A 16,624-nucleotide genomic window follows, 5' to 3' on the forward strand; every position below is an offset into this window, starting at 1 on the left:
CGAGTCGCAGCAAGTTTCCCGGGGGCTAAAGGCATGGCGCGTGCAGACGCCGCGAACGCGTGCGTCCAATCCGATTCGATCAAGGGATTGGCGCAATCGATCGCGAAACCTGCCTATCATCGGCTCCTGATCGCGGAGCCGGCGCTGCGCCGCGCCGTGCCGACGCTCATCATCGCGTTCCTGATCACGATCTGCCTCGGTGCATTCGTGCAAGTCGTCGATCAGACGCGCCAGAAGCGGCTGGTGATCCGCCACGACATCTCGGCCCTGGCTGACCTGCTCGCCGAGCGCCTCGACCGCCTGACGTCGTCCCGGCAGGAGCGCCTGAAGAACATCGAGAACCTGCCGGCGCTGCTGACCGATCTCATCCCGACCTGGGGCACGGCCTCCGGCCGCCACGTCATCGTCAACTCGGCCGGCATCGACCGCCGCATCCTCGCCCGCATTCCCGTCGACAGCGATCGCTCGGGCAACGACCGTCTGCTCGACGCGATCACGACGGCGCAGATGCTGGCGGCGCCGCCCCGCGACAACGCCATCTCCGACATGACGCTGCCGAACGGCAACGCCGCGATGGCGACCTCGCGGCAGATCAAGTCGATGCCGGGCCTCGTCACCGTGATCCAGGAGCGCAACGAGCCGATCTGGGGCTCGGACGCCGCGCTCTCGGTGACGCTCTCGGCCACCACCGGCTTCGTCGTGCTGATCCTCGGTTTCGCCTTCCACTGGCAGTCGACCCGGGCCCGCGAGGGCGACCTCATCAACGACGCCGTGCGCGGCCGCATCGACACCGCGCTCAACCGCGGCCGCTGCGGCCTGTGGGACTGGGACCTGTCGCGCGGCCGGATCTTCTGGTCGCAGTCGATGTTCTCCATGCTCGGCCTCGACGGCCGCAACGAGCTCCTGACCTTCGGCGAGGTCAATGCGCTGGTAAAGTCCGACGACATCGACCTGTTCGAGATCGCCGACCAGCTCATCTCGGGTCAGATCGCTCACATCGACCAGACCTTCCGCATGCAGCATGTCGACGGCCACTGGATCTGGCTGCGCGTCCGCTGCGAGAAGACGCGCGGGGCGACCGATTCCAGCGTTCACCTGATCGGCATCGCCGTCGACATCACCGAGCAGAAGAGCCTCGCCGAGCGGACCGTCGAAGCCGACCTCCGGCTGCGCGACGCCATCGAGACCATTCCGGAAGCCTTCGTGCTGTGGGATGCGAGCGACCGCCTGGTGCTCTGCAACTCGCACTTCCAGCGCCTGCACAAACTGCCCGACTCGGCCGTCATTCCCGGCACCTCCTACGAGACCGTGCTGGAAGTCGGCCGCATGCCTGAGGTGCGCACCCGCCACAACGAGACTGCGAGCCGGGGCCCGGGCGCCCGCACCTTCGAGGCCCAGCTCGACGACGGCAGCTGGCTGCACATCAGCGAGCGCCGCACCAAGGACGGCGGCTACGTCTCGGTCGGCACCGACATCACCCGGATCAAGGAGCACGAGCAGAAGCTGGTCGACAACGATCTGCGCCTGCGTGCCACCGTCATCGACCTGAAGCGTTCGCAGGCAGCCCTCGAGCGCCAGACCAACGAGCTGGCCGATCTCGCCGAGAAATACCAGCGCGAGAAGACCCGCGCCGAGGAAGCCAATCAGACCAAGTCGAAATTCCTCGCCAATATGAGCCACGAGCTGCGCACGCCGCTCAACGCCATCATCGGCTTCTCCGAGATCATGGGCTCGGGCATGTTCGGTGAGCTCGGCAGCGAGAAGTACCAGGAATACTGCCACGACATCCTGACCAGCGGCCACTACCTGCTCGAGGTCATCAACGACATCCTCGACATGTCCAAGATCGAAGCCGGCCGCATGAAGCTCGACATGGAAGAGCTCGACCTCGCACAGACGCTTGCGGAGTCCCTGCGGGTCGTCACCGGCCGCGCCCAGGACAAGAATCTGACGGTCGATGCCGATATCGAGACATCCATCTCGGTCGTCGCCGACCGCCGCGCCACCAAGCAGATCATCGTCAACCTGCTCTCCAACGCGGTGAAGTTTACCCCCGACGGCGGCCGCATCGTGGTGCGCAGCCGGCAGCTCGACGACAGGATCGTGCTGATGATCGCCGACACCGGAATCGGGATCGCGCAGCATTCGCTGGCCCGGCTCGGCCGCCCGTTCGAGCAGGTCGAGAGCCAGCTCACCAAGACCTATCACGGCTCCGGCCTCGGGCTCGCGATCGCCCGCTCGCTGGCGCAGCTCCACGGCGGCTCGATGCGGCTGCGCTCGAAGATCAATGTGGGCACCGTTGTCCGCGTGACGCTGCCCCGCGATGCGATCAAGGCGGCGTCCGGGGTCTCGGTCGCGGCCTGAACCCTACAGCTGCAGCGACGGCGCGACCTCACGCGCGACATTGACCAGCGCGGCGATCAGCGGGGTCATCGGATCGCGCTGCGGGATCACCATGCCGATGCTGTAATTGACGTCGGGATCGGTGATCGGGATCGAACGCACCGTGTCGGACAGGCCGAGTGTCTCGGCCAGCTTGGCCGGCATCACGCTCGCCCAGCGTCCGGTCTTCACATGCGTGAACAGCACGAGCAGCGAGTTCGACGTCAAGGTCGGCGTCGCCTCCGCGCCGACCGAACGCAACGCGCGGTCGATGATGCGGCGGTTCTGCATGTCGGGCGTGAGCAGGCACAGCGGCACCTGCCCGACCTCCTTCCACGTCACCGTCTCGCGGTCACCGAACATGCCGTCGGGCGCGGTGAGCAGGCGGTAGGTCTCGCTGTAGAGTGGAATGGTGCGTACCTTGCCGATCGGCTCGTTCTCGATATAGGTCAGCCCCGCATCGACCTCGAGATTTTCCAGCAGTCCCAGCACCTCCGACGAGGTGGTGGAGCGGATGCTGAAGCGCACCTCGGGATGCCGCGCGCGGAACGGCGTTGTCAGCGCGGCGACCATGCCGAGCACGGTCGGGATCGCGGCGATGCGGATCTCGCCGGAGAGCTGATGCTTCAGCCCGTTGATCTCGTCACGCATCGCGCGGGCATCGCCCACGATCCGCCGCGCCCAGTCCAGCGCCCGCTCGCCTTCGGGCGTAAAGCCCTGAAAGCGTGAGCCGCGCTGGACCAGCATCACGCCGAGGATTTCCTCGAGCTGCTTCAGCCCGGTCGACATGGTCGGCTGCGTCACGCCGCAGGCCTCAGCCGCGCGTCCGAAATGCCGCTCCTTCGCCAGTGCCAGCAGCAATTCAAGTTTGTCGATCAACCGGACGTCCCCTCGGATTTTGCCGTGGCATGCAAGCTAGCACGGCCCATCCCTGCCAACACGCAAAAACCGCCCCGCAGAGCGGCGTCGATTGCAATTTCGCATCGTTCGATCGCGGTTGCAAATCGATCTGAATTCGCAATCGCCGCATGAGACAGCTTTATTGATCTTCGAACGATTCCAAATAGTTTGCGAGGAAGGGACGCTCAATCCGAGAATGATGAATGACAGCGCTTTACGAGCCTTCGCACGAGCCTTGGAACGAGACGCGCGGCGCCGAGATCATCGCCGAACATTCCAAACAGGAAGGCGCAACGCTCGTCATTCTGCACGCGCTTCAGGAGGCGTTCGGCTATGTGCCGGAGGCCGCCGTTCCGATGGTGGCGCAGGCGCTGAATCTGTCGCGCGCCGAGGTCCATGGCGTGGTCACGTTCTATCATGATTTCAGGCACAAGCCGGCCGGCCGCCACGTCCTGAAGCTGTGCCGCGCGGAGGCCTGTCAGGCCGCTGGCGGCGATGCGCTGGCTGCGCGCGCCGAGGCGAAGCTCGGCGTGCCGCTCGGCAACACGACCGCCGATGATCGCGTCACGCTGGAGCCGATCTACTGCCTCGGCCTGTGCGCGACCGCGCCGTCCGCGATGCTCGATGGCCGCCTCATCGGCCGCCTCGACGAGAAGCGCCTCGATGCGCTGGTTGCGGAGGCGCAGCGATGAGCATGCGTCTATTCGTCTCACGCGATGCCGGCGCAATTGCCGTCGGCGCCGACGAGGTTGCGCTGGCGCTGCAACAGGCCGCGGCCAAGCGCGGCGTTGCGATCGAAATCGTCAGGACCGGCTCGCGCGGCTTATACTGGCTGGAGCCGCTGGTCGAGGTTGCGACGCCGCACGGCCGGATCGCCTTCGGCCCCTTGACCGAAGCCGATGTCCCCTCGCTGCTCGACGCACTCGCCAGCAACACACCGCATCTGCTGCGGCTCGGCGCAACCGACGAAATTCCCTGGCTGAAGCGCCAGACCCGCCTCACCTTTGCCCGCTGCGGCGTGATCGACCCGCGCTCGCTCGACGACTACCGCGCTCATGGCGGCTACAAGGGACTGGAGCGCGCGCTGTCGCTCGGCTCGGATGCGATCCTCGACGAAGTGACCGCATCGGGCCTGCGCGGTCGCGGCGGCGCGGGCTTCCCGACCGGCATCAAGTGGAAGACGGTGGCGCAGGCCAAGGCCGACCGCAAGTTCATCGTCTGCAACGCCGACGAGGGCGATAGCGGCACCTTCGCCGACCGTATGATCATGGAGGGCGATCCCTTCCTGGTCATCGAGGGCATGACGATCGCGGGCATCACCGTCGGCGCTACCAAAGGCTACATCTACACCCGCAGCGAATATCCGCACGCGGTCGAGGCGATGAGAGCCGCCGTCGTGGCGGCCAGACGTGGTGGCTATCTCGGCAGCAAGATCGGCGGCTCCACCTCCGATTTCGATCTCGAGGTCCGTGTCGGTGCCGGCGCCTATGTCTGCGGCGAGGAGACCTCGCTGCTGGAGAGCCTCGAAGGCCGCCGCGGCATCGTGCGCGCCAAGCCGCCGCTGCCGGCCCATCACGGCCTGTTCGGCAAGCCGACCGCCATCAACAATATCCTGTCGCTGGCGGCCATTCCCTTTATCCTCGCCGAGGGCGCCAAGGCCTACGCCGATTACGGCATGGGCCGCTCGCGCGGCACGATGCCGATCCAGCTTGCCGGCAATATCCTCCACGGCGGGCTGTACGAGACGGCGTTCGGCGTCACGCTTGGCGAGCTCGTCGACGACATCGGCGGCGGCACGTTCACGGGCCGCCCGGTTCGCGCCGTTCAGGTCGGTGGCCCGCTCGGCGCCTACTTCCCGCGCGCGCTGTTCGACACGCCGTTCGACTACGAAGCCTTCGCCGCACGCGACGGCCTGATCGGCCATGGCGGCATCGTCGTGTTCGACGACAGCGTCGACATGCGCAAGCAGGCGCGCTTCGCCATGGAATTCTGCGCCATCGAATCCTGCGGCAAGTGCACGCCCTGCCGGATCGGCTCGACCCGCGGCTTCGAGACGATCGAGAAGATCATCCGCGGCGAGCGCGTCAGCGAGAACCTCGCGCTCGTCGAGGACCTCTGCAACACCATGAAATTCGGCTCGCTCTGCGCACTCGGCGGCTTCACGCCCTACCCCGTGCTCAGCGCGTTGAGGCACTTCCGGGAGGATTTCGTCCCGGCGCCAACCACGCTTCAGGCCGCGGAATAGGAGAGCAACGATGTCTCTGATCGAAGAAATCGACTACGGCACGCCGCGCTCCAAATCAACCACGATGGTCACGCTGACCATCGACGGCAACGAGGTCACGGTGCCCGAGGGCACCTCGATCATGCGAGCCGCGATGGACGCGGGCCACCAGATCCCAAAACTCTGCGCGACCGACATGGTCGACGCCTTCGGTTCCTGCCGGCTCTGCGTGGTCGAGATCGAGGGCCGCGCCGGTACGCCGGCCTCGTGCACCACGCCGGTGATGCCCGGCCTCGTCGTGCATACCCAGAGCGAGCGGCTGAAGAAGCTGCGCAAGGGCGTGATGGAGCTCTACATCTCCGACCATCCGCTCGACTGTCTCACCTGCGGCGCCAATGGCGACTGCGAATTGCAGGACATGGCCGGTGCCGTCGGCCTGCGCGAGGTGCGCTACGGCTATGAGGGCGAGAACCACGTCTTCGCCAAGACACCTTGCAAGTCCAACGGCGAGATCAACGCCGCCTGGATGCCGAAGGACGAGTCCAACCCGTACTTCACTTACGATCCCTCCAAGTGCATCGTCTGCTCGCGCTGCGTCCGCGCCTGCGAGGAGGTGCAAGGCACGTTCGCGCTGACGATCTCCGGCCGCGGCTTCGACAGCCGCGTCTCCCCCGGCATGAGCGAGAGCTTCCTCGGCTCCGAATGCGTCTCCTGCGGCGCCTGCGTGCAGGCCTGCCCGACCGCGACGCTCACCGAGAAGTCCGTGATCGAGATCGGTCAGCCCGAGCATTCGGTCGTCACCACCTGCGCCTATTGCGGTGTCGGCTGCGCCTTCAAGGCCGAGATGCGCGGCGAGGAAGTCGTGCGCATGGTGCCGTACAAGGACGGCAAGGCCAATCGCGGCCATTCCTGCGTCAAGGGGCGCTTCGCCTGGGGCTACACCAATCACAAGGAGCGCATCCTCAAGCCGATGATCCGCGAACGGATCGAAGATCCCTGGCGCGAAGTGTCGTGGGATGAGGCGTTCTCGTTTGCTGCCGCCAGGATGCGCGGCATCCAGAAGAAATACGGCCGCGACGCCATCGGCGGCATCACCTCGTCCCGCTGCACCAACGAGGAGACCTATCTGGTCCAGAAGCTGATCCGCGCCGGCTTCGGCAACAACAACGTCGACACCTGCGCCCGCGTCTGCCACTCGCCGACCGGCTATGGCCTCTCGCAGACCTTTGGCACCTCCGCCGGCACGCAGGATTTCGACTCGGTCGAAGACACCGATGTCGTCGTGATCATCGGCGCCAATCCAGCCTCCGCCCACCCGGTCTTCGCCTCACGCCTGAAGAAGCGGCTGCGCCAGGGCGCCAAACTGATCGTGATCGATCCACGCCGCACCGAAATGGTGGAGTCGCCGCATGTGAAGGCGCTGCACCTGCCGCTGATGCCCGGCACCAACGTCGCCGTCGTGACGGCGCTGGCGCATGTCATCGTCACCGAGGGCCTCGTCAACGAGACCTTCGTGCGCGAGCGCTGCGACTGGGCCGAGTTCGAGGAATGGTCGGCCTTCGTCGCCCAGCCGAACAACAGTCCGGAAGCCACCGCCATCCTCACCGGCGCCGATCCGAAGGATCTGCGCGAAGCCGCTCGCATCTACGCCACCGGCGGCAACGGCGCGATCTATTACGGGCTCGGCGTCACCGAGCACAGCCAGGGCTCGACCACGGTGATCGCGATCGCGAACCTCGCGATGGCCACCGGCAATATCGGCCGTTCCGGCGTCGGCGTAAACCCGCTGCGCGGCCAGAACAACGTGCAGGGCTCGTGCGACATGGGCTCGTTCCCGCACGAGCTGCCCGGCTATCGCCACATCTCGGGCGATGCCGTGCGCGACCAGTTCGAAGCACTGTGGAACGTCAAGCTCAACCCGGAGCCGGGCCTGCGCATCCCCAACATGTTCGACGCCGCGATCGAGGGCTCGTTCATGGGCATCTACGTGCAGGGCGAGGACATCCTTCAGTCCGATCCCAACACCAAGCATGTGGTGGCCGCGCTGTCGTCGATGGAATGCGTCATCGTTCACGACCTCTTCCTGAACGAGACCGCGAACTACGCCCATGTGTTCCTCCCCGGCTCGAGCTTCCTCGAGAAGGACGGCACCTTCACCAACGCCGAGCGCCGTATCCAGCGCGTGCGTAAGGTGATGTCGCCCAAGAACGGCATGGCCGACTGGGAGGTCACCATCGGCCTCGCCAGGGCAATGGGCTTCGAGATGAACTACAAGCACCCGTCCGAAATCATGGACGAGATCGCAGCCCTGACGCCGACCTTCGCCGGCGTCTCCTATGCCAAGCTCGACGAGCTTGGCTCGGTGCAGTGGCCCTGCAACGAGAAGGCGCCGGAAGGCACGCCAGTAATGCATATCGACGGTTTCGTCCGCGGCAAGGGCAAGTTCATCGTCACCGAATATGTCGCCACCGACGAACGGACCGGCCCGCGCTTCCCGCTGCTGCTCACGACCGGCCGCATCCTCAGCCAGTACAATGTCGGCGCGCAGACAAGACGCACCGAGAACGTGGTCTGGCATGCCGAAGACCGGCTGGAAATCCATCCGCACGACGCCGAGCTGCGCGGCGTGCGCGACGGCGACTGGGTACGGCTGACCAGTCGCGCCGGCGAGACCACGCTGCGCGCGGAGATCACCGACCGCGTGTCGCCGGGCGTCGTCTACACGACCTTCCATCACCCGGATACGCAAGCGAACGTGATCACCACCGACTATTCGGACTGGGCGACCAACTGTCCCGAATACAAGGTCACGGCGGTGCAGATCTCGCCGTCGAACGGTCCGTCCGACTGGCAGAAGACCTACGACGCGCAGGCGCGGCACTCCCGCCGTATCGCCCCGGCCGAGGCTGCGGAGTAACGGCATGCACGTGCCGGTCCAGGCCATCGACCGCGAGATCTGGCGCGACGGTGTCACGTCGGAAGGAACGCGGCTGATCCCGGAGGAGACGCCGCTGGCGCTGACCTACAATGGCGGCACCTACGCCGTCATGATGGGCACGCCGCAGAACCTCGAGGATTTTGCTGTCGGCTTCAGTCTGGACGAAGGCATCATCAAGTCGGTCGACGACGTCAGATCGCTCGAAGTGGTTCGCCTCGACGACGGTATCGAGCTGCGCATGTGGCTCGACCCGAAAGACGCCACGCGCATCAGCGAGCGACGGCGTCACATTGCCGGTCCAACCGGCTGCGGCATCTGCGGCATCGACTCGATTGCCGAAGCCGTGCGGCCTGCAGCCGTGGTGCCGCCGGGGCAGACTTTCACGCCGCAGCAGGTCATGGCGGCGATGCAGACTATCGCCCCCCTGCAATCGATCAACATGCAGACCCGCGCGGTCCATGCCGCAGCGTTCTGGTCGCCGTCGAACGGCATTGTGGCGTTGCGCGAAGACGTCGGCCGCCATAACGCACTCGACAAGCTCGCAGGCGCGCTGGCGCGCAGCCGGGCGGATGCAAGCACCGGCATGGTGCTGCTGACGAGCCGCGTCTCGGTCGAGATGGTGCAGAAGACGGCCGCGATCGGCGCGCCCGTACTGGTCGCGGTCTCCGCGCCCACCGCACTCGCGGTGCGCACCGCGGAAGCCGCAGGCATCACGCTGATTGCGATTGCCCGCAGCGACGGATTTGAAGTGTTCACGCACCAGGGCCGCGTCACGGCTCGTCGTGCCCAGGAGATCATCGATGTCGTCGCTTGACCGCCTCGTCTACATGGCCAACCAGATCGGCACGTTCTTCCGCAGCCAGGGTCACGACAAGGCCGTGCCGGGGATCGCCGAACACATCAAGAAATTCTGGGATCCCCGGATGAAGCGCGCGATCTTCGCGCATCTCGATGCCGGCGGCGCGGGCCTGGAGCCGAACGTGCGCGAGGCCCTCACGTCGCTGCAGCAGACTGTTTCCCTTCCAGAAGCGCACTGAACACGCGCCGCACCTCGCCCTGCGTTTCCTTCACGCGGGCCTCGAGCGATGAGAAATCGGGCGCGTCGCCGGCGCGCGCCATCACGCGCTGAAGGTCGGTGCCCGCGGTCTCCGGCTTGAAACGATCGCTGACGCAGAGCCGCAGGATCTGCGTCAGGTCGTGATAGAGCCGTGCGGCGGCACGCAGGATCTCCGCCTCCGACTGCGGGAGCACGCCGAGCTTGGCAGCGTTGTCCAGCACCTGCATCGTACCGACGTCGAGAATATCGGGCTTGTCGTGGGCGTGCACGAGCTGGAGATATTGCGCGATGAAGTCGATATCGACCATACCGCCGGCGGCGTATTTGAGATCCCAATGGTCGCTCTCGCCCTTTTCCTGCGCGATGGCGCGGCGCATGTCTGCGACGTCGTTGGCGACGACGGCGCGGTCGCGGCGGCGCGTCAGGACATCGCGGATGATGCGCTCGATCCGCTCACGGAAGGCATCCGATGAAGACACCACGCGCGCGCGGGTCAGGGCCATGTGCTCCCAGGTCCAGGCCTCGTTGGCCTGGTAGTCCGCAAAGGAAGCAAGGCTCGACGCCACCGGGCCGGCCCGCCCGGAGGGACGCAGCCGCATGTCGATCTCGTAGAGCACGCCGTAATTGGTGCGCGTGGTGAAGGCACTGATCAGGCGCTGGGTGAAGCGCGCGAAGTAGTGCGCGCCGTGCAGCGATTTGGGCCCGTCCGAGTCCGGGGCCTCGCCGTCGAAATCGTACAGCAGGATCAGGTCGAGATCGGACGACGCCGTCATCTCGCGGCTGCCGAGCCGGCCCATCGCGATGATCGCGGTCTCCTGCCCCTTGATGCGGCCGTGCTGCGCGGCGAAGCGCTCGGCGACGAGACCGTGCACGGTGTGGACCGTGCCCTCGGCGACGTCGGCAAAGGCCGTGCTCGCCTGTTGCGCCGAGACGGTGCCGGAGAGGATGCGCGTGCCGATCAGGAACAGGCTCTCCTGCCCGAACAGGCGCAGGCGATCGAGGAATTCCTCATAGGAGCCGGCGTCGCGCACCGTCGCGGCCAATCGCGCCGACAGTTCCTGCTTGTCCGGCATCGCGCCGAAGAAGCGCGGATCGATCAGCCCGTCCATGAGCTGCGGCTTCCGCGCCAGCATCTCGCCGAGCCGCGGTGCCGCGCCCAGCACCAGCGCCACCAGCGCGACGAGATCGCGGTTCTGGGCGAGCAGCGTGATCAGCCGGCCGCCAAGCTGGAGCGCCCCGAGGAAATGATCGAACGTCACGACGGCGCGGTCCGGCTCCTCGGCATGCGCGAGGCCGTCGATCAGGGCCGGCACGAAATCGACGAAGGCGCTTCGCGTCGCCTCGTTGCGGAACGCCCGGTAGTCGCCGGTGATCCAGTCACGCAGGGTCTGGGCCACTGCGGCCGGCTTCTTGAAGCCGAGCGTCGTCAGATATTGCAGCAGGCGCGGATCTTCAGGGCCCGCGCCGTAGTCGAGCGCCGGCAGCTTTGCCGTGCCGGTCGGATCATCGCCCTCGAACAGCTTCTCATAATGGCCCTGGACGATCTCGAGTTGCCGCAACAGATCGCGCGCGAAGGCTTCGCGATCCGGATAGCCGAAGAAGCGCGCAAAACGCTCGACCGCCTCCTTGTCGTCGGGCAGCGCATGGGTCTGCTCGTCCGCGATCATCTGGAGACGATGCTCGACCCGGCGCAGGAATTCATACGCAATGGTCAGTTCATCGCGCGCGGCAAAGGTGATCCAGTTGTTGACAGCGAGCACATTGAGCGCGGCGAGCGTCGGCCGCACCCGCAATTCCGGATGGCGGCCGCCGGCAATCAGCTGCTGCGTCTGGGCGAAAAACTCGATCTCACGGATGCCGCCGCGGCCGACCTTGACGTTGTGGCCCTCCACCGCGATCTCGCTCTGGCCGCGATAGGTCTGCATCTGCCGCTTCATGTCGTGCACGTCGGCGAGCGCGGCGAAGTCGAGATGCTTGCGCCAGACGAAGGGGGCGATCTCGGCAAGCAGCGCCTCGCCTGCCCTGGGATCGCCGGCGCAGGCGCGTGCCTTGATCATTGCGGCGCGCTCCCAGGTGCGCCCTTCGCGCTCGTAGTAATGCAGCGCAGCGTCGCGGGAAATCGCCACCTGGGTCGAGGACGGATCGGGCCGCAGCCGCAGATCGACGCGGAAGACGTAGCCGTCATAGGTCCGCTGCTGGAGGAGGCGCGCCATACCCTGCGTCACCCGGACGAAGAACGGCTGCGGCTCGATATCGGGGGCAAGCGTCGTGTTGTCGGGATCGAAGAACACGATGAGATCGATGTCGCTGGAATAGTTCAGCTCGCCCGCGCCCATCTTGCCCATCGCCAGCACAATCAGGCCGCAGCCCTTTTCCGGCGCCTCGGGATCGGGCGGCAGGATTTTTCCACGTGCGGCTTCCTGCCGCAGCTGGTACTGGAGCGCCGCCTGCACCGAAGACACCGCGACATCGGTCAGCGCCGCCGTCACCCGCATGACCGGCCAGACCCCACCGATGTCGCACAGCGCGGTCAGGAGCGCGGCTTCCGCCTTCATCCGGCGAAGCAGCCGCATCACCTCGGCTTCGTCGGCCGCAGCAAGCACAGCGTCCCTCGCCTCGGCGATCAGCGCGGCGAGATGCGTATCCGGATCACATGCCAGCAGCCGGATCAGGCGCGGCGCATCGGCGCGCGCCAGATCGAACAGATACGGCGAGAATTCCGCGATGCCGGCCAGAATTTCCCGCGCGAAGGGATGCACCAATAGCGCTTCGAGACGGGCCGACTGTGCCGGCTCGAGTTCGGCCAGCCAGGTGTCAAAGCGTCGTTCGTCGGTTGTGGAAGCGGCAATATGGGGAGCCTCCGCGAAGCGCGCGGCCAAGCCCTCACCATGCTTGTCCGCGTTTCCCGGCGCGGAGTGGTTCATGCCACCTTCTGTGGCACATCCGGTATTGGAGGAGCAACCCTGTCGCCGGCACCTGCGCGCGCCGGCAGCACCAGCGTGGCTACGAGACCCGGATGGGCATCGCCCAGCCGCAATTCCCCGCCATGCAGCGTCGCAACTGCGGAGGCGAGGCTGAGGCCGAGGCCGGAGCCCGGGAGCGTGCGGCTGGCCTCCAGCCGCACGAATCGCTCGACGGCATGCTTGCGGTCGCCTTCGGGGATACCGGGGCCGCGATCGGTGACGCTGAGCAGCACCTGGTCGCCCTCGCGCCTGGCCTCGATCGTGATCTGCCTGCTGTCCATGCTGACCACGGTTCCCGCCGGCTGCGCGGCCGGCTTGCCGTATTTGATCGCGTTCTCGACCAGATTGGCGAGTGCCTGGCTGATCAATTCGCGGTTGGCATGAACCGGCGTCGGATCGGCCTTGACCTTGAGGGTCATGCCGTCGTCCTCGGCGAGCGGCTCGTAGAGCTCGTGGATGCCGCCCGCCACGTCAGCTGCGTCGAAATCATCCATGTTGCCGCGCGCCTGGCCGGATTCGGCACGCGCGATCATGAGCAGCGCATTGAAGGTGCGGATCAGGCCGTCGGATTCCTCGATGGTCCGCTCCAGCGCGGCACGGTAATCGGCTTCGCTGCCCGATTTCGCCAGCGCCTCCTCGGCGCGGTTGCGCAGGCGCGTCAGCGGCGTCTTGAGGTCGTGGGCGATGTTGTCGGAAACTTCCTTCAATCCCGCCATCAGCGCCTCGATCCGCTCCAGCATGGCGTTGAGGTTTTCGGCAAGACGGTCGAGCTCGTCGCCGCTGCGTCCCACCGGCAGGCGCCCGCTGAGATCGCCGGTCATGATGCGCTGCGCGGTGCCGGTCATGGCGTCGATGCGCCTGAGGACCCTGCGCGCGACGAACACGCCGCCGCCGAGACCGAGCACCACGACGATCAGGATCGACCATTGCGCGGCCTTCGCGACGATGCCGAACAGGCGCCGCCGCTCGTCGAGATCACGGCCGATCAGGAGCCGGAAGCCGTTTTCCAGTTCGGTGACGCGCACCAGCGCGCGATGATTGCGTTCGTTCCCGTCCTCGATCCGCCGGTAGGCCGTCTCCGTCCAGCCGCGCGTTGCCATCACGCCCGGTGCCAGCGAGCCGACATTGCCGGCGACAGCCTGCCCGGTCGGCGTGGTCACGAGGTAGAGATTGGCGCCCGGCCGCAGCGCGCGATACTCGATCGCGCGCACGAGGCCGAACAGGCCGCGCCTCCCGTAGATCTCGTTGATTTCCGAGGTCTCGGAATTGACCGTCTGCGTGATCTCCTCGGTGATCAGCCGCCGCGTATTCCAGGCGAAGTAGCCGAGCAGCGACGCCGCGAAGATCGCGAACAGGAACAGGTAGGCCAGCGTCAGCCGGAACGCCGTGGTGCGGACGAGTTTACCGAATGCCGTCACGGATCATGTACCCGGCGCCGCGGATCGTGTGCAGCAACGGCCGCTCGAAGCCCTTGTCGATCTTGGAGCGCAGCCGCGAAATGTGCACGTCGATCACGTTGGTCTGCGGATCGAAATGATAGTCCCAGACGTTCTCCAGCAGCATGGTGCGCGTCACCACCTGCCCGGCATGCTTCATCAGATATTCGAGCAGGCGGAATTCGCGCGGCTGCAGCGTCAGCTCGTCCTTGCCGCGGGCGACGCGATGGGACAGCCGGTCGAGCTCGAGGTCGCCGACACGGTAGAGCGTGTCCTCGGCCGGGCCGCCGCGGCGGCGCGACAGCACCTCGACACGGGCCAGCAGCTCAGCGAAGGAATAGGGCTTCGGCAGATAGTCGTCGCCGCCGGCGCGCAGGCCCTTGATGCGGTCGTCGACCTGCCCGAGCGCCGACAGAATCAGCACCGGGGTCGTATTGCCCTTGTCGCGGAGCAGACCGATCAGCGACAGGCCGTCGCGCTTGGGCAGCATGCGATCGACCACCAGCACGTCGTACTCGCCGTTCTCGGCCATGGCGAGGCCTTCCTCGCCGTCTGCGGCGTGGTCGGCAATATGTCCGACCTCGCGAAACGCCTTCACGAGGTAGTCGGCGGATTCGCGGTCGTCTTCGATGATGAGGAGGCGCATCGTGCGTTCGGCGGCGGTCAAGGGGTCAACCTTCTCTGAACATGGCGCGAGCGGCAATCGCATGCAAGCCAGACAAATGGGACTTGGTTGAGTATCTGGGTCGGCAAAAAGGCGGGCGGTGAAGCTGGGGGGACCTCACCGCCCTAGGCCTTCCGACGGAGGGGGGCGTAATTCCACCGGAAGGTAGACTGGGGAAGCGAAATTTACGCTGCTCCCCCGAAGGGCGCCGGCGGCTGGGGCGACTGATGCCGGCGACACCCTTCATCTCTTGGGCCTCCTGAGGCTCACCCCTTGGCGAGGGGGATCGCGACGAAGCGGGACTGACCGCCGCTCTTCACGCGCATCAGGACGCTGTTCTTGTTGTCGGTCCGCGCCGTGTTGATGGCGTCGCGGACGTCGCCGGCGGAGCTCACGCTCTTGCCGCCGACTTCCAGAATCACGTCGCCTTCCTTGAAGCCGCGTTCGGCCGCGGCACTCTTCGGATCGACTTCGGTGACCACGACGCCTTCCTTGCCGGCGCCGGCCACGGAGTCGGCGGGCGCAACGGTCATGCCGAGCTTGGGCACGTCGGTGCCGCGGCTCGCACCCTTGCCGCTGTCCTTGTCGGTGTCGGCCTTGGCCTCGACCGTGTTCGGCAGCTGGCCGAGCGTCAGGTTCACGACCTTGTCCTGGCCCTTGTGCAGCACGTTGAGCTTCACGGTCGCGCCGGGCGAAAGGCCGCCGATGGTGCGGGCGAGCTCACGGGCGTCCTTGACGGCTTCGCCGTTGACCGAGGTGATCACGTCGCCGGACTCGATGCCGGCCTTGGCAGCCGGACCGTTCGCCTGGGGTTCTGCCACCAGCGCGCCTTCGGCCTTCTTCATGCCGAGGCTGTCGGCGATGTCAGACGTCACCGGCTGGATCTGCACGCCGATCCAGCCGCGGCTGACCGAGCCCTTGTCCTTGAGCTGGGCAACCACCGTCTTCACGGTGGAGGCCGGGATCGAGAACGCGATGCCGACGCTGCCGCCGGAGGGCGAGTAGATCGCGGTGTTGACGCCCATCACTTCACCGTTGGTGTCGAAAGCCGGACCGCCGGAATTGCCCTTGTTCACGGGCGCGTCGATCTGGATGAAATCGTCATAGGGGCCGTTGCCGATATCGCGACCGGCGGCCGAGACGATGCCCGCGGTCACGGTGCCACCGAGGCCGAACGGATTGCCGACCGCGAGCACCCAGTCGCCGATCCGCGGCTTGCCGTCGGCAAGTTTGGCGAACGGGAAGTTCGAGCTGCCCTCGACCTTGATCAGGGCAAGGTCGGTGCGCTGGTCGGTGCCGATCACCTTTGCGGTGTAGGTCTTGCCGTCGTCGGTGGTGACCTCGACCTTGTCGGCGCCGTCGACCACGTGATTGTTGGTCACGGCAAAGCCGTCAGCCGAAATGAAGAAGCCGGAGCCCTGTCCCTGCACGACACGGCCACGGCCGCCGCCGCCACCCTTCTGGCCCGGGAAGCCATCCGGACCGCCGAAGCGGCGGAAGAAGCGCTCCATCGGCGAGCCCGGCTGGAACGGCGAGGAGGAATCATCGCCGTCATCGTTGCTGGCGGTCTTTTCCTTGATGTTCACCTTCACCGAGATCACCGACGGCTTCACGCGCTCGACGATGTCGGCGAAGCCGATCGGACGCTCGACCTTGCGGACCTCGTTGTTGACCTGCGCATGCGCCGGGCTCGAGAACAGGTCGCTCGGCGAAGTCGACGGGCTGAAGCCATGGACGGCGATGCCGAGGCCTGCGACGACCGAGGCCATCAGCGCGATCCTGCGCGCGGAGAAAACCGAGCGGCGGGGCTGGCGGTAGGACGGAAGGTTGGTGAGGTCGGGACGGTCGGTCATGCAGAGATCTCCAGGGCCTTGAAATCCATTTGGTGCCGGATGGCAGCACCTTACGGTCCTGAAGATGGGGGCTCCCGCCTTACCGCGCGCTGGCGGCGGGGTTAAACTTTTGTAATGAACGGCCACGCGGATGCGGCCGTTTATCGCAGCCCGAAAATCGTGGTGTGACAGGAACTTAATCGAGTTCCCGAGATCTGCGCATACCCG

11 protein-coding genes are annotated in these 16,624 nt (G+C 66.3%); 6 read left to right on the forward strand and 5 right to left on the reverse strand.

Annotated features, from left to right (window positions below):
- Positions 1 to 33 precede the first annotated feature (33 nt).
- Entirely contained in the window at positions 34 to 2,364 is a 2,331-nt protein-coding gene (locus F8237_RS04370) for a PAS domain-containing sensor histidine kinase (RefSeq protein ID WP_151642568.1), read from the forward strand.
- Positions 2,365 to 2,367: 3 nt separating this feature from the next.
- On the opposite strand, the gene F8237_RS04375 is transcribed toward F8237_RS04370, so the two are convergent.
- Positions 2,368 to 3,261, reverse strand: a complete 894-nt coding sequence (locus F8237_RS04375; RefSeq protein ID WP_151642569.1) for a LysR family transcriptional regulator — start codon at positions 3,259 to 3,261, stop codon at positions 2,368 to 2,370.
- 224 nt (positions 3,262 to 3,485) lie between these two features.
- Between F8237_RS04375 and F8237_RS04380 the strand changes: the two genes are divergently transcribed.
- The 5 genes from F8237_RS04380 to F8237_RS04400 are packed head-to-tail and all read left to right on the forward strand — an operon-like array spanning position 3,486 to position 9,481.
- Complete coding sequence (locus tag F8237_RS04380) at positions 3,486 to 3,974, forward strand: formate dehydrogenase subunit gamma (protein WP_151642570.1); 489 nt, start codon at positions 3,486 to 3,488, stop codon at positions 3,972 to 3,974.
- Positions 3,971 to 5,527 (forward strand): formate dehydrogenase beta subunit, encoded by a 1,557-nt coding sequence (locus tag F8237_RS04385; RefSeq protein ID WP_151642571.1) that lies wholly within the window; start codon positions 3,971 to 3,973, stop codon positions 5,525 to 5,527. The genes F8237_RS04380 and F8237_RS04385 overlap by 4 nt, the downstream gene beginning before the upstream one ends.
- Before the next feature lie 10 nt (positions 5,528 to 5,537).
- Positions 5,538 to 8,423, forward strand: coding sequence for a formate dehydrogenase subunit alpha (gene fdhF, locus F8237_RS04390; RefSeq protein ID WP_151642572.1), 2,886 nt, complete (start codon positions 5,538 to 5,540; stop codon positions 8,421 to 8,423).
- Positions 8,424 to 8,427: 4 nt separating this feature from the next.
- A complete protein-coding gene (gene fdhD, locus F8237_RS04395; RefSeq protein ID WP_151642573.1) occupies positions 8,428 to 9,258 on the forward strand; it encodes a formate dehydrogenase accessory sulfurtransferase FdhD in 831 nt (276 codons plus the stop codon).
- Positions 9,245 to 9,481, forward strand: a complete 237-nt coding sequence (locus tag F8237_RS04400) for a formate dehydrogenase subunit delta (protein WP_162005870.1) — start codon at positions 9,245 to 9,247, stop codon at positions 9,479 to 9,481. Before fdhD ends, F8237_RS04400 begins: the two co-directional genes overlap by 14 nt.
- Here F8237_RS04400 and F8237_RS04405 read toward each other — a convergent pair.
- The 4 genes from F8237_RS04405 to F8237_RS04420 form a co-directional block, all read right to left on the reverse strand.
- On the reverse strand, positions 9,438 to 12,425 hold the full coding sequence (locus F8237_RS04405) for a bifunctional [glutamine synthetase] adenylyltransferase/[glutamine synthetase]-adenylyl-L-tyrosine phosphorylase (RefSeq protein WP_151642575.1): 2,988 nt from the start codon (positions 12,423 to 12,425) through the stop codon (positions 9,438 to 9,440). The two genes, F8237_RS04400 and F8237_RS04405, sit on opposite strands and share 44 nt — an antisense overlap.
- Positions 12,422 to 13,882: a sensor histidine kinase gene (locus F8237_RS04410; protein WP_151642576.1), complete on the reverse strand. Its 1,461-nt coding sequence runs from the start codon at positions 13,880 to 13,882 to the stop codon at positions 12,422 to 12,424. The genes F8237_RS04405 and F8237_RS04410 overlap by 4 nt, the downstream gene beginning before the upstream one ends.
- Positions 13,866 to 14,546, reverse strand: coding sequence for a response regulator transcription factor (locus F8237_RS04415; protein ID WP_162006349.1), 681 nt, complete (start codon positions 14,544 to 14,546; stop codon positions 13,866 to 13,868). Before F8237_RS04415 ends, F8237_RS04410 begins: the two co-directional genes overlap by 17 nt.
- 284 nt (positions 14,547 to 14,830) lie before the next feature.
- Positions 14,831 to 16,417: a Do family serine endopeptidase gene (locus tag F8237_RS04420; RefSeq protein WP_151642578.1), complete on the reverse strand. Its 1,587-nt coding sequence runs from the start codon at positions 16,415 to 16,417 to the stop codon at positions 14,831 to 14,833.
- Between the last annotated feature and the right edge of the window lie 207 nt (positions 16,418 to 16,624).

This window comes from Bradyrhizobium betae (genome assembly GCF_008932115.1).
GTDB lineage: Bacteria > Pseudomonadota > Alphaproteobacteria > Rhizobiales > Xanthobacteraceae > Bradyrhizobium > Bradyrhizobium betae.